Source organism: Clostridium sp. (assembly GCF_051650885.1).
GTDB lineage: Bacteria > Bacillota > Clostridia > Clostridiales > Clostridiaceae > Clostridium.
The window spans coordinates 15,367-29,036 of sequence record NZ_JBOFRG010000104.1; the positions used below are offsets into that span (position 1 = coordinate 15,367).

Sequence of the window (13,670 nt, forward strand, 5' to 3'; positions counted from 1 at the left end):
TTAAGATTAATTAGCAAGATGGACATTTAGTTAAAAAGCATTTTTATAAATAAGAAAACGTTCATTTGAGTCTTTGTTAAAGTTTTTTAGTTTAAAGTCTTCTACTAAAGAGAAAAGATTACAGTTTTCTATAAAGAAGATATAGTCTTCTGATGGATAGTATAAAATAAGATAAATATCTCTTTTGGCTTTGCAAAAGGAAGTTAGAATATTTTCTAAAACCTTCATAAAAATTTGAACTGAAAATGGGTTGAAGAAGTAAAATATGTTTTGGGTATCTAGTATGGGATATTCTTCAGCAAGTCCGTTAAAAAAGCTTATTGAAGATTTATATTTTGAGTCTTTAAAAGAGTCTAAGTTTTTTAGCGCACCTTTGTAAAGTTCTTCGTTCATTTCAATTCCAGTGGTTTTTGCACCAAATTTATAGTTTAAATAAAAGTTAAGACGACCTAGTCCACATCCAAAGTCTACAATTTCATCTTTAGGTGAAAGAGGATGTCCTTTGAAAAATTCTTCAAGGGAAGAATAAGAGGTCGGTTCATATCTATTATAATGCATAGTTGCTTCATTTACATTTTGCACTTTATCTGTTGATATAGATAAAAGGCTTTCAAAATAATTTTCATTCATAGTAAATCTCATCCTTTGTCTAAATATTATTTAAAAAAATAATACTTAATCTTTTTAAATAAGTCAAATTATAAAAAAAGAATCTATGAAGATGGTTCATAGGTAATGAACTTGTATCTTATAGATTCTCTTAAAATGGCTTGTACTCTATTTATCTTTAATAGAAGATTCTTCTTTTGACTCTAGAGTAGTTGAAGCTATTTCTTCTTTTTTCTCATCTGTAGCATTTCCTTTTAAAAGGTCTCTTATTTCGGTTAAAAGAACTGTGTTTGCTTCAAGTTCTTCTTCAACAACCTCTTCTTCTTTCTTTTTCTGTAATTTAGAGAATAATTTTATAACCACAAATATAGAAAGAGCTATAATAAGGAAGTTAACTACGTTTTGTATAAATGTTCCTATATTTAAAGTTACAGCAGGTTTTTTACCAATAGCATGTACTAAAGTTATTTTTAGCTCATTAAAGTTAACTCCACCAGTTAAAACTCCAACAAGAGGCATAATAATATCATTAACTAATGATTTAACGATAGTATTAAAAGCTCCCCCAACAACTACTGCAACTGCTAAGTCAATAATATTTCCTTTTAAAGCAAAGGCTTTAAATTCTTCAAAGAATTTTTTCATTTTTTAATCTCCAATCTTTGTAATTTTTCTTTTGTATAATAAATTCCGTTTCTAAATAATATAATAAATATATATATAAATCAAATTTTTATCATAAAAATTAACAAAATATATATTTAAAATTCTTAAAAGTGGATTAGCATACTCTATATAAGTGTAATAAAAAGGAATTGCACTAAATTAAAGAATAGAAAAGTGAATTAGCGTATATTAAAAATAAATAAAAAATTATCGAAATATATTTATTTATGTAAACTTTTGATATATACTAGAAACAGAAACTTAATAAATTTTTATTGTCTAAAAAGGAGAATTGTAACTATGGAATTAACTCATGATCTTGGATTAATAGTATTAGATAGCTTTAATGAGGTTGGAAATGCTGTTGATAAATACATTAGAGAAAAAAGAAACAAGGAAGAGTCTTACCTTGTGGAAACAGATCAAATAAGATTTTCAAATGGAGAAGGTAAGGTCAAGATTGCTGAAACAGTAAGAGGAAAAGATATGTACATTCTTTGTGATATTGGAAATTATAGCTGCACATATAAAATGTTTGGTTTTGAAAATCATAAAGGACCAGATGAACATTTTCAAGATATAAAAAGAACTATATCAGCAATAAAAGGAAAGGCAGCAAGAATAACTGTAATTATGCCTCTTTTATATGAATCAAGACAACATAGACGTAAAGGACGTGAGTCTCTTGACTGTGCATTAGCACTTCAAGAACTTGAAAGCTTAGGAGTAGATGAAATCTTAACATTTGATGTTCATGATCCTAATGTTCAAAATGCAATACCATTATTATCTTTTGAAAACATATATCCAACATATGAAATAGTAAAAAATCTTTTAACAGAAGAAAAAGATTTAGAGTTAGATAAAGAAAAGCTACTTGTAATAAGCCCAGATACTGGAGCTATGGATAGAGCTATTTACTACTCAAGTGTACTTGGAGTAGATGTAGGACTTTTCTATAAGAGAAGAGACCATACTGTAGTAGTTAATGGTAAAAACCCAATAGTTGAGCATGAATATATGGGAAGAGATGTAGCTGGAAAAGATGTTCTTATTGTTGATGATATGATAGCGTCTGGTGAGTCGGTTCTTGATATTGCTAAAGAATTAAAAGCTAGAAATGTAAGAAATGTTTATGTAGCAACTAGCTTTGGATTATTCAATGAAGGTTTAGAAAAATTCAATCACTTCTATAAAGAAGGGGTAATTAAGAGAGTTTATTCAACAAACCTTACTTATGTTCCACAAAACTTAAGAGAAGCGGAGTGGTTCAGAATGGTTGATATGTCTGAGTTTATAGGAAGAATAATAAAAAGATTAAATGAAGGAAAATCTATTGCTAAATTTATGGATGCAACGGAAGTTATCCAAAGTTTAATTCAAAATGTAGATAAGTACGAGCATTAATTATTAAACAAAACACAGAGGTGTATTGCCCCTGTGTTTTTCTTTCGAAAAAATATTAAAATATTGTAGTAAATAACAAAAGAAAAGAGAAGTGTGGTAATATTAAAGTATAAAGTTTTCTATAATTTAATTAAATTATAGAAGGATTAAAAAAATAAGAGGTCTATAAGAGAATGAAAAAGTTAAAAAGAATAATACTATTAATTGTAATACTTGTCTTAGTTATTTTAGGGGGGAAATTTATTATAGGGAAAGCTTATAAGAAGTATCTTTATATAACTCATCCTGAAAAATACAATTCTTACGTAGTAAAATACAGTGAAGAATTTGGTGTTGACCCTAAATTTGTAGATGCAGTTATAAAAACAGAAAGTAATTTTAATCCTAATGCAAAATCAAATGTAGGAGCTAAAGGGCTAATGCAGATAACTGATGAAACAGGAAGTGATATTGCAGAAAAACTTGGAATAAGTAACTTTGAGCCGAGTATGTTGTATGACCCAAATATTAGTATAATGTTTGGAACCTATTATTTGAGTAGATTAATACAAAGGTTTAATAATGACCCAACTCTTGTAATAGCTGCATATAATGCAGGAGGAGGAAATGTAGAGTCATGGCTTAATAATCCTGAATACTCGAAAAATGGGACTAGCTTAGATTACATACCTTTTAGTGAGACTCGAGCTTATGTACAAAAGGTTCTTAAAAATGACAAAATCTATAAAGAATTATACAGTTAAGAAAATTTTAAAGGGGAGTGGTTTAAATGAAAAAGAAAAATATAGCTAAATTAGCAGTAGGTGGAGCAGCTCTTGCAGGAGCAGCATTTATAGCAGGAAGTAATTATTTCTTTAATTTAGCACTTAGTACAAAAACAAAAAAAGATAAAATTTTTGGGGAAGATTCATCAAATGAAGAAGGATTAAGCATTGATGAAACTAGTGGACTTTTAACTAAAGAAGATTTAGAATGGTTTGAAAGTAAAAATGATAAAAAGGATATTTATATTCTATCTGATGATGATTTAAAATTACATGCATATAAAATAGAAAATGAAGAAAAAACTCATAAGTGGGCTGTAGTAGTTCATGGATATATGAGTAGTGCTGTATATATGTCAAGAATAGGAAAACACTATTATGAGATGGGATATAATCTTTTATTAATAGATTTAAGAGGACATGGAAAAAGTGAAGGTGAATTCATTGGAATGGGATGGCCTGACAGATTAGACATAATAAACTGGATAGAGTATTTAGTTAACACAGATAAAGAAGCTAAGATAGTGTTACATGGAGTATCTATGGGGGCTGGTGCTGTTATGATGGTGTCAGGAGAAGAACTTCCAAGCAATGTAAGAGCTATTATAGAGGATTGTGGATATACATCAGCATGGAATGAGTTTAAACATCAAATGAAAACTATATACAAATTACCAAGTTTCCCAATGATGCAAGGTGCTGATATGATATGCAAAATGAAAACAGGACATTCAATAAAGGATGCCTCTGCAATAGACCAAGTTGCAAAATCAAAAACACCAATTCTTTTTATACATGGTGATGAAGATGAGTTTGTACCATATGAAATGATGGAAGAATTATATGATGCAGCAAATTGTGATAAAGCTATTGTAACTATAGAAGGAGCAGGACATGCTGAAGCAGCAGGAAAAAATCCAGAAGCTTACTTTGATGCAGTATTTAAATTTGCAGACAAGTATATGGGAGATATAGTTGAAGAAAAGAAGGTTGAAGAAAAAGAAGTAGAAACAGAAGCTAAAGAAGAAACTACAAAATAGGAAGAATGAGAAAGTGTTGTCTAGAGATAGATGGCACTTTTTTTAAAATTAAGAATTTAGAATTAGGGAGAGTTGCGAGCAACTCTTTTGGGGGACTCAAAATTTACCTGATGGTAAATTTTATCGTGGAAGAGGTAGAGAGTAAGTGATTAAAGTTTGTGATTTCTTCTATAATAAAATAAAGTTTTTTCTAGAATAGTTAGAGAGTTTTTTGAAGCTTGGATACAGTTTGCTTCAAAGTTCTCTATACCACTATCATTTTCTGTGTCTGTTATGGAACGTATGGCTATGAAGGGGATTTTATTTACATAGCATACATGTGAAATAGCGGCTGTCTCCATATCTACACAAAGAGGATTATATTTTTCAATTATTTCTTTTCTACCAGTATCAGTTATAAATGATTCACCAGTTACTATTTTTCCAAAGTGGATTTTTTGTGGGAATGTATTATTTTTTACTACATCCTTAATTAAATTTAGAAGTTTTTTATCAGATCTAAAATAAATATTTTTCATCCATGGATGATATTCAGTTAATATTCCATTTTCAACATCATGATAGCAAGTTTCTGTTGAAATAACAGTATCTCCAATATTTAGGTTTTTATCAATTGCACCAGAGACACCAGTTACTATAATATTGTCTACATTAAATTTATCTATTAAGATTTGAGCTGCAATAGCTGCATTAACTTTGCATACACCGCAATATAAAGCAACAACCTTAACGTTATTAAATTCACCAGTATAAAAGTTTAACATTGCAATTGAAAGGACTTTCTTATTTTGTAGTTTATTTATAAAAGGCATAATTTCATCTTTTGATGGTCCAATTATTCCAAAGATCATTAAATCACCTCTTTTTACTATAATTATACAAAAATGTAGTATTTATGTACAGAGGTGAGTTAAGAGTTAATAGGTTAGAGGGAAGAGTTGAGGGAATTAAGAATTTAGAATTGGATGAAGTTGCAAGCAACTTTTTGTGGGGACACAAAATTTACCTAGGGGTAAAATTAATCGTGGAAGAGGTGGAGAGTAAGTGATTAAGGTTTAGAGCGTAGAGGCTGTTATAGAAAATTGTTGCTATTGAGAGAAGTAGGAAGTAGGAAGAGGTAGAAAGTAAGGGAGTAGGGTTTGGAGATGTAGAGACTGTTGCAGAAAATAGGGAAGTGGGAAGTGGGAAGTGGGAAGTGGGAAGTGGGAAGTGGGAAGTGGGAAGTGGGAAGTGGGAAGTGGGAAGTGGGAAGTGGGAAGTGGGAAGTGGAAGGTACTGAGAGGAATGGAGAAAATAGTTCTTGCATTTTTGCAGAATTTTATTATATAATAATTATTATTAAATAGAAGATTTTATACAGGAGTGATGATGATGAGTAAGATTAGTTTAACATATGAAAATAAAACTTATAGATTAGAAGTGTCTGGTGAAATGATTAAGGAGTTTAGAAGCTATGAAGAGGCTTTAGGTGAGTTTGAAAAAAGAGTGTCTGAGCTCCATAACAGTGAAGAGGGAAAATGGCTTTCTATGGTTGATTCTTTAAAGGGATATGACGAGGAAGTTTCTATAAATAATGAATTTAAAAGCATGGAGTATAAGGGGGTTAAGTATTTCTTAAAGACTGATAAAGCTTTTTATATGGAAGATGGAGATATGATTCCTTTACTTGGGGGATTTAATTTCTTTAAGGCACTTGTGATTTTAGATAAGAATAATGAAATTGGAGATGTTAAGGAGTTTATGATTTTCTTGAAAAGACTTTCTGTAAAGAGAGTTAATTATAGATTAAATGAATTATCTCTTCTTGTGCTTGGAGCTATGTTTAACTATGGTTCTGCAGAGTTTAATTTCCAAAGTAAGAAGCTTAATAAAGGTGCTTCTATTGTAGATTGTACTTTTGGGGAGTTTAAGGAGTATATTTTAGGGATAGTTAAGTAATTAATAATTTAGAATTAAAAATTTAGAATTAAGGGGACTTGCAAGCAAGTCTTCTTTTGGTGGGATTAAAATTTACTTGGTGGTAAATTTTATGGTAAGGAAAAGTTTTTAGTAAAGAGGTAAGATTTTAATTAGGTTAGAAGTGTTACAGGTATTTATATGAGTTGAAAGATTAAGGAATAGATTAGGGGACTAGTCTATTTTTTTGTGTTTTGGTAATAGGAGAGTGTAGAAGGTTTGATTAGGGATGCATATAATAAATGATAATATGAATAAGGAGGAAGGTTAGATGGCATTTATTAATGCATTTAAAGGGTTTGGATATTATAAAATAATTCAAACTGGAAATACACTAGGAGTAGATAAAGGAGCTACAACAGCAAATCATTACATTTCATTAGATACAACATTAAATTCAGCGGGGACTATCTCAACAGATCCATTAACTTATGGAGGAACGACTCTTACTCAATCTTTAAATGGGTCGTGGGCAGAGCTTAATCCTGATACGGGGACTGTGCCTAGTGATGCTGAAATTGTTTTTGCTTTTTTAAATTGGGGTGGACAAAACTCATCTGTTCCAACTACATCGATTAAATTTACTGATCCTACAGGAACTACAACAAATATAGCTCCAAATCCTTTATATAATCAAACTGGAACAGATACATTTAGGATTTGTTATACATCAGGAGCAGATGTAACAAATATTGTAAAAGCTGCAGGCCTTGGAAAGTATAGTGTGGCAGATGTAAAGGGGATTATGCCAACTATAGGACTTGGTTGGATTTTATGTGTTGTATTTAAACATTCAAGTTTTGATTATAGTAGTGTTGATTTTTTTAGTGTTGCCAATTTTAATTATCCGGCAGCATCATCAACGACAATAAATGGGGTATATACGCCAACATCAGGACCTCTTAAATCAAGAGTTGCAATTTCGGCTATTTATGGAGATGCTCCATCGGGGGATGGACTTACGTTAAATGGGGTTAGGCTTGCAGGACCTAATAATCCTTCGAATAATTTTTATAGAGGATATATATGTGATTACAATGGAGATATTGCAACTGTTGGGAGTTTTGCTGATTTAAATGTTGGTGCAACACCTTTTTATAGATATGGGTATGATATAACAAATGTAGATGGAAGCCCTGGCCTTACTAATGGAACAAGTAGTATTACAGTTGGATTACCTTTTTCAGCTGGGGATTCTATGGAACTTCAATTTTTAGCTATATCAGTACTTCAAAATTCAGCTATTATAGTATCAAGTAAAACTATAGATAAAAGTTTTGTTCAAAATAGTGACACAGTAGTATACACATTAACTATTCAAAATACAGGTTCTGCTAATGCTATAAATGTAAATGTAATAGATACTTTGCCAACAGGATTCCAATTCATACCAAATACTGTAATGATAGATGGAGTGAGTAGTTCTGGAAATATCCAGACAGGGATAGTATTAGCTAATAGTATACCTCCAAATGGAGTGGTGACTATTTCCTTTAAGGCAAATGTGGGGACTGATTTAATTGATAGGCAAGATTACGTAAATACATTTAAGACCCAGTATTCTTTTACAGCAAATCCAACAACTATAGCAGTTGTAACAAATACTGTGGTTAGTAGTGCGGCTATAACAACAGCTAGTTTACCGCCTATAGCTTTAAAAAAATATGTAGATCCAACGGTAACTTATTTAGGTGGAACTATAACTTATACTGTAGAAATTACAAATATTGCAGCCTATACTGTTACAGGTGCAAAGTTTTATGATACTTTGCCAAATGGAACAACTTTAGTTCCAAATTCAATTTTTATAGATAATGTAGCCTATGGAGGAAATATTATAGGGGGAGTATTAGTCGGGACAATACCTGGAAAAACAACGGTGACAGTTCAGTTTTCGGTGATAACGTAGTTGAATTAAGAATTAAAATTGAACCGGTACAATTTTATGTCTAATTTATGTCCTTGTTTTTATGTTTGTTTGCCTGATGTAGTATGGAAGGCTTGTCTAGGTATATAAGGAAGGATTTTAATCATACTATAAATATGAATAAAATGTTATGGGATTTACAAAGAAAAAATATCCATATATGATTATGTTAGAACATAAGAGAAGGTGATGATTTAGATGAATACTAGTGAGGAGCATAAAAAGATTATAGGGCTTATTTTTACGGCACTTATGATAGCTTTAGTTTTTGTGGCGGGGAGTATTATAAAAATACCTACAGTTGATGGTTTTATTCAACCTGGTGATTGTATGGTTTTAATTGGGGCTCTTTTGCTTGGAAAGAAGAAGGGGTTTTTAGCTGGGGCTATTGGTATGGCACTTGTTGATATAGCTGCTGGATATGTCCTTTGGGCCCCTTTTACTTTTGTAATAAAAGGACTTATGGCTTTGACTGTTGCGGCTATTTTAGATAGATGTGAAAAAAGGTCGATGAAGTTGTACATATTTGCTTTTGTGGTAGGCGGAGTAGTGAATTTGATTGGATATTTTATAGCCAATGCAATAATGGGTGGAGTTATTACAGGGGCTGCTGTAGGCTTAGTTGGAAGTATTTCTTATGCAGCTGCTCATTTTGTTGGTGATTTATCTGAGGTTGTTGTTGGAATTATAATTGCAGTGGTGCTAGCTCCAATTGCAGAGAAGATAAGAGGAAGTATTCTTAATTAAAGGAAGTAATATTGAAAATAATAATCCCAGTGGAATTTTCTACTGGGATTATTATTAATATATGATTTTGTGAAAACAATGGTTTATTTTAATTAATGATTTTATGTGATAGATATTTTTAACTCTTTATTAAAAATAAATACAAAAAGTTATCTATTTTAATAAAGAAATAACTTTATAAATTAGAATTGACTTAGAAATTTGGGTGGTATATAATGTAGTACGATATTGAAATAATTAACAATGGATGAATGGTTTAATAAACAGTTAAATTCATTTAATATTTTTTTAGATGAAAGTTTAGTAATATCAAGTTTTATATTTAGTATTTCTAGTATAAGAATTGGTCAAATAGCTTTATTATAGGCTATAAGCTAAGGTTTAGCATGTTTAGTAATATTAAGAAATTTAATAAAAAAGTTCTGATTTAAGAAGAAAAAGAGCATGAAAATTATAAAATGAAAGGATTTGAGGTTAGTTTTGAAAGAAAAGATAACACTTTACGGTTTTAACAATTTAACTAAAACTTTAAGTTTTAATATTTATGACGTTTGTTACGCTAAAACTGAAAAAGAAAAAGAAGATTATATTAAGTATATTGATGAGCAATATAATTCAGAGCGTTTAACAAAAATATTATGTGATGTAACGGAGATTATAGGAGCACACGTATTAAATATTTCAAAACAGGATTATGAGCCACAAGGAGCTAGTGTTAATGTATTAATTACAGAAGAAGCACTGCCTGTTGCATTAATAGATCCTTCATGTAATAAAGGGGAATTTTCATATATGCCACTTCGTGATAGTGTAATGGGACACTTAGATAAGAGTCATTTAACTGTTCACACCTATCCTGAATGTCATCCTAATAATGATATAACAACTTTTAGAGTTGATATTGATGTATCAACTTGCGGAAAAATATCGCCATTAAATGCTTTAAATTATCTTATAAGCAGTTTTGATTCTGATGTAATTACTGTTGATTATAAGGTTAGAGGATTTACTAGAGATATTGGGGGAAGAAAATATTATATTGATCATGAAATAAGATCAATACAAGATTATATAGATGGGGAAACTTTAAAGAATTATGATTGTATAGACATGAATGTTTACCAAGCAAATATGTTCCATACAAAAATGATGGTTAATGATATTAAATTAAACAATTATTTATTTAAATCAGACCAATATGAGTTATCACCAAATGAGAGAAGAGAAATTAGAGATAGATTATCAAAAGAAATGATAGAAATCTATGGTGGAGTAAATATTTATTAAAAGGGGGAATTTAAGATGAAGGAAAAATCTCCTCAAGAAAGAGCTCCTATTTATGAAGCTCTTGACTGGTATAAGCATCAAAGAATTGTTCCTTTTGATGTTCCAGGGCATAAGCAAGGAAGAGGAAATAAGGAACTTAAAGAGTTTTTAGGTGCAGATTGCTTATCTGTTGATGTAAACTCTATGAAGCCTTTAGATAATCTTTGTCATCCAACTTCAGTTATAAAAGAAGCAGAGGAATTAGCAGCAGATGCATTTGGTGCAGATAATGCTTTCTTTATGGTTAATGGAACTACATCAGCAGTTCAAGCTATGATTATGACTGTTTGTAAAGAAGGGGATAAGATTATTATGCCAAGAAACGTGCATAGGTCAGCTATAAATTCCCTTATACTTATAGGAGCTAATCCTATATATATAAATCCAGGAATTCATGGAAGACTTGGAATTTCTCTTGGAATGTCTTTAGATGATATAAAAAAGGCAATAAAAGAAAATCCAGATGCTAAGGCTATATTTGTAAATAACCCAACTTACTATGGAATTTGTTCTGATTTAAAGGAAATAGTAAAGCTAGCCCACAGTCATGGAATGTATGTTTTAGCAGATGAAGCACATGGAACACATTTTTATTTTGATAAAAGACTTCCAGTGTCAGCTATGGAAGCTGGAGCTGATATGGCAGCTGTAAGTATACATAAGACAGGTGGTTCTTTAACTCAAAGTTCTATGCTTCTTATGAAAAATGAAAGAATAAATCCACATTATGTTAGAACAATAATAAATTTAACACAAACTACAAGTGGTTCTTATCTTTTACTATCATCTCTTGATATAGCAAGAAGAAATTTAGCACTTCATGGAGAGGAAATCTTTGAAGAGGTTATGTCTATTTCTGAATATGCAAGAAATGAAATAAACAAGATTCCAGGATACTATGCTTTTTCTAAAGAAATAGTGAATGGAGATAATATCTATGATTTTGATGTAACAAAGCTTACAGTAAACACACTAGATATTGGTCTTGCAGGAATTGAAGCTTATGACATTTTAAGAGATGATTATGGAATTCAAATAGAGCTTGGAGATATAGGAAATATACTTTCAATAATATCAGTTGGAGATACTAGATATAACATTGAAAGACTTGTTTCAGCTTTAAGTGAAATAAAAAGAATTCATACAAAAGAGAAAAAGGGAATATTTGACCATGAATATATAAATCCTATAGTTAAAAAGTCACCTAAAGAAGCTTTTTATGCGGATAAGGAAAGTGTCTCTTTAAGAGAATCAGAAGGAAGAATTTCAGGTGAATTTGTAATGTGTTATCCTCCAGGTATTCCAATACTTGCACCAGGAGAGCTTATTACAAAAGAAGCTATAGAATGTATAGAAGCATCTAAAGAAAAGGGAAGCCTTGTTACAGGTCCTGAAGATATGGATGTAAATGAATTACAAGTTTTAAAATAAGAAAAATTAAGGAGTGAATGTAAAATGGAATTATGGTACACAGAAGAACACACTAAAGAAGCTAGATTTTCAATAAAGGTAGATGAGCAATTATACTCAGACAAAAGTGAGTTTCAAAGAATAGACGTATTTAAATCAAATGAGTTTGGAACATTCTTTACTTTAGATGGTTTAATGATGGTAACTGAAAAGGATGAATTTATCTATCACGATATGATAGTTCACATTCCTATGGCTACAAATCCAAACATCAAAAATGTTCTTGTAATAGGAGCTGGAGATGGTGGAACTGTAAGAGAACTTACTAGATACAACACTATTGAAAATATTGATATGGTTGAAATAGATAAATTAGTTGTTGATGTATGTAGAAAATTCTTACCACAAACTGCTGAAAAATTAGACGATCCTCGTGTTAATCTTTTCTTTGAAGATGGATTAAAATTCGTAAGATCAGTTGAAAATAAATATGATTTAATAATAGTTGATTCAACAGATCCATTTGGACCTGGTGAAGGATTATTCACAAGAGAATTCTATGGTAACTGTTTTAAAGCTTTAAAAGAAGATGGAATTTTAGTTAACCAACATGAAAGTCCATACTATGAAGAGTATGCTAAATCAATGAAGAGAGCACACAAAAGAATTAAAGAGTGTTTCCCAGTTTGTAGAGTATACCAAGCACACATACCAACATATCCATCAGGACACTGGTTATTTGGATTTGCTTCTAAAAAGTATGACCCATTAACTGCTGATGTTGAAGCTTGGAACAACTTAGGATTAAAAACTAAATACTACAACACAGACTTACACAAAGGATGCTTCGCACTACCAAACTACGTTAAGGAAATGCTTGAAAGTGTTCATGAATAGAAACGTAGAAACATTCTTAGGATGCGAATCTGAATATAGCGAAGCAACTACTGTAATATTTGGAGCACCTTTTGATGGAACAACTTCATTTAGACCAGGAACAAGATTTGCAAGTAAAGTAATGAGAAGTGAGTCTTATGGACTTGAAACATATAGCCCATATCAAGATGCAGACTTAGAAGATTTAGCTATCTATGATGGTGGTGATTTAGATTTTCCTTTTGGAAATCCTAATAAAGCATTAGAAATGATAGAAGAATATACAAGAAGTGTATTAAATGATAACAAAAAACCTCTTATGATAGGTGGAGAACACTTAGTAACACTTGGAGCTTTTCGTGCAATACATGAAAAATATCCAGATGTACATGTAATTCACTTTGATGCACATACAGACTTAAGAGATAACTACTTAGGTGAAGAATTATCACATGCATCAGTAATAAGAAGAGTTTGGGATATAATTGGAGACGATAAAATATTCCAATTTGGAATCCGTTCAGGAGAAAGAGAAGAGTTTTATTGGGCTAAGGAGCATATGTACACAAATAAATTTAATTTAGATACTTTAGATAAAATAGTAGAAAAAATTAAAGATAAGCCTGTGTATATAACAATAGATTTAGATGTACTAGACCCTTCAATTTTCCCAGGAACAGGAACACCAGAAGCAGGTGGAGTTACATTTAAAGAGCTTATGAATGGAATATTAGAATTCAAAAAGCTTAACAACGTTGTTGGAATAGATATAAATGAATTATCACCACAATATGATACTTCAGGAACATCTACAGCAGTTGCATGTAAAGTGCTTAGAGAAATGCTTATTGCGTGTAATTAGTTAAGAATTAAGAATTTAGAAAATTAAGAAAAACCGAATTGGCTAAGTCAATTCGGTTTTTCTAAAGACTAGAAAATAAT

The 13,670-nt window shown here is 30.7% G+C and carries 15 protein-coding genes; 12 read left to right on the top strand and 3 right to left on the bottom strand.

Annotated features, from left to right (window positions below; genetic code table 11):
- Positions 1-30: 30 nt before the first annotated feature.
- A complete protein-coding gene (locus ACRC28_RS05045) occupies positions 31-630 on the bottom strand; it encodes an SAM-dependent methyltransferase (protein WP_438542358.1) in 600 nt (199 codons plus the stop codon).
- A gap of 147 nt (positions 631-777) precedes the next feature.
- Positions 778-1,254 (bottom strand): large-conductance mechanosensitive channel protein MscL, encoded by a 477-nt coding sequence (gene mscL, locus ACRC28_RS05050; protein ID WP_438542359.1) that lies wholly within the window; start codon positions 1,252-1,254, stop codon positions 778-780.
- 321 nt (positions 1,255-1,575) lie between these two features.
- Here mscL and ACRC28_RS05055 point away from each other — a divergent pair, with 321 nt between their 5' ends.
- The 3 genes from ACRC28_RS05055 (at position 1,576) to ACRC28_RS05065 (ending at position 4,486) form a co-directional block, all read left to right on the top strand.
- The gene (locus ACRC28_RS05055; protein WP_438542360.1) at positions 1,576-2,682 is read left to right on the top strand and encodes a ribose-phosphate pyrophosphokinase; all 1,107 of its coding nucleotides are present in this window, start codon (positions 1,576-1,578) and stop codon (positions 2,680-2,682) included.
- Positions 2,683-2,855: 173 nt separating this feature from the next.
- Positions 2,856-3,425, top strand: a complete 570-nt coding sequence (locus tag ACRC28_RS05060) for a lytic transglycosylase domain-containing protein (RefSeq protein ID WP_438542361.1) — start codon at positions 2,856-2,858, stop codon at positions 3,423-3,425.
- 26 nt (positions 3,426-3,451) lie between these two features.
- Positions 3,452-4,486 (top strand): alpha/beta hydrolase, encoded by a 1,035-nt coding sequence (locus tag ACRC28_RS05065; RefSeq protein ID WP_438542362.1) that lies wholly within the window; start codon positions 3,452-3,454, stop codon positions 4,484-4,486.
- 149 nt (positions 4,487-4,635) lie between these two features.
- Here the strand turns inward: ACRC28_RS05065 and ACRC28_RS05070 are convergent, their stop codons facing one another.
- Complete coding sequence (locus ACRC28_RS05070) at positions 4,636-5,337, bottom strand: 5'-methylthioadenosine/adenosylhomocysteine nucleosidase (RefSeq protein WP_438542363.1); 702 nt, start codon at positions 5,335-5,337, stop codon at positions 4,636-4,638.
- A 306-nt stretch (positions 5,338-5,643) separates the two neighbouring features.
- On the opposite strand from ACRC28_RS05070, the gene ACRC28_RS05075 reads away from it, so the two are divergent.
- The 9 genes from ACRC28_RS05075 to speB all read left to right on the top strand — a co-directional run bounded on the left by ACRC28_RS05075 (position 5,644) and on the right by speB (position 13,590).
- A complete protein-coding gene (locus ACRC28_RS05075; RefSeq protein WP_438542364.1) occupies positions 5,644-5,832 on the top strand; it encodes a hypothetical protein in 189 nt (62 codons plus the stop codon).
- A gap of 25 nt (positions 5,833-5,857) precedes the next feature.
- Positions 5,858-6,424 carry a hypothetical protein gene (locus ACRC28_RS05080; RefSeq protein WP_438542365.1) on the top strand — a complete coding sequence of 189 codons (567 nt, stop codon included), beginning with the start codon at positions 5,858-5,860 and terminating at the stop codon, positions 6,422-6,424.
- A 289-nt stretch (positions 6,425-6,713) separates the two neighbouring features.
- Complete coding sequence (locus ACRC28_RS05085) at positions 6,714-8,351, top strand: DUF11 domain-containing protein (protein WP_438542366.1); 1,638 nt, start codon at positions 6,714-6,716, stop codon at positions 8,349-8,351.
- A gap of 216 nt (positions 8,352-8,567) precedes the next feature.
- Positions 8,568-9,116, top strand: coding sequence for an ECF transporter S component (locus ACRC28_RS05090; protein ID WP_438542367.1), 549 nt, complete (start codon positions 8,568-8,570; stop codon positions 9,114-9,116).
- Between the two features lie 243 nt (positions 9,117-9,359).
- Positions 9,360-9,482, top strand: coding sequence for a hypothetical protein (locus tag ACRC28_RS05095; RefSeq protein ID WP_438542368.1), 123 nt, complete (start codon positions 9,360-9,362; stop codon positions 9,480-9,482).
- A gap of 102 nt (positions 9,483-9,584) precedes the next feature.
- Positions 9,585-10,403 carry an adenosylmethionine decarboxylase gene (gene speD / locus ACRC28_RS05100; RefSeq protein WP_438542369.1) on the top strand — a complete coding sequence of 273 codons (819 nt, stop codon included), beginning with the start codon at positions 9,585-9,587 and terminating at the stop codon, positions 10,401-10,403.
- A gap of 15 nt (positions 10,404-10,418) precedes the next feature.
- Complete coding sequence (locus ACRC28_RS05105; protein ID WP_438542370.1) at positions 10,419-11,873, top strand: aminotransferase class I/II-fold pyridoxal phosphate-dependent enzyme; 1,455 nt, start codon at positions 10,419-10,421, stop codon at positions 11,871-11,873.
- A 24-nt stretch (positions 11,874-11,897) separates the two neighbouring features.
- Positions 11,898-12,749 (top strand): polyamine aminopropyltransferase, encoded by an 852-nt coding sequence (speE, locus tag ACRC28_RS05110; protein ID WP_438542371.1) that lies wholly within the window; start codon positions 11,898-11,900, stop codon positions 12,747-12,749.
- A complete protein-coding gene (gene speB, locus ACRC28_RS05115) occupies positions 12,742-13,590 on the top strand; it encodes an agmatinase (RefSeq protein ID WP_438542372.1) in 849 nt (282 codons plus the stop codon). Before speE ends, speB begins: the two co-directional genes overlap by 8 nt.
- Positions 13,591-13,670: the final 80 nt, after the last annotated feature.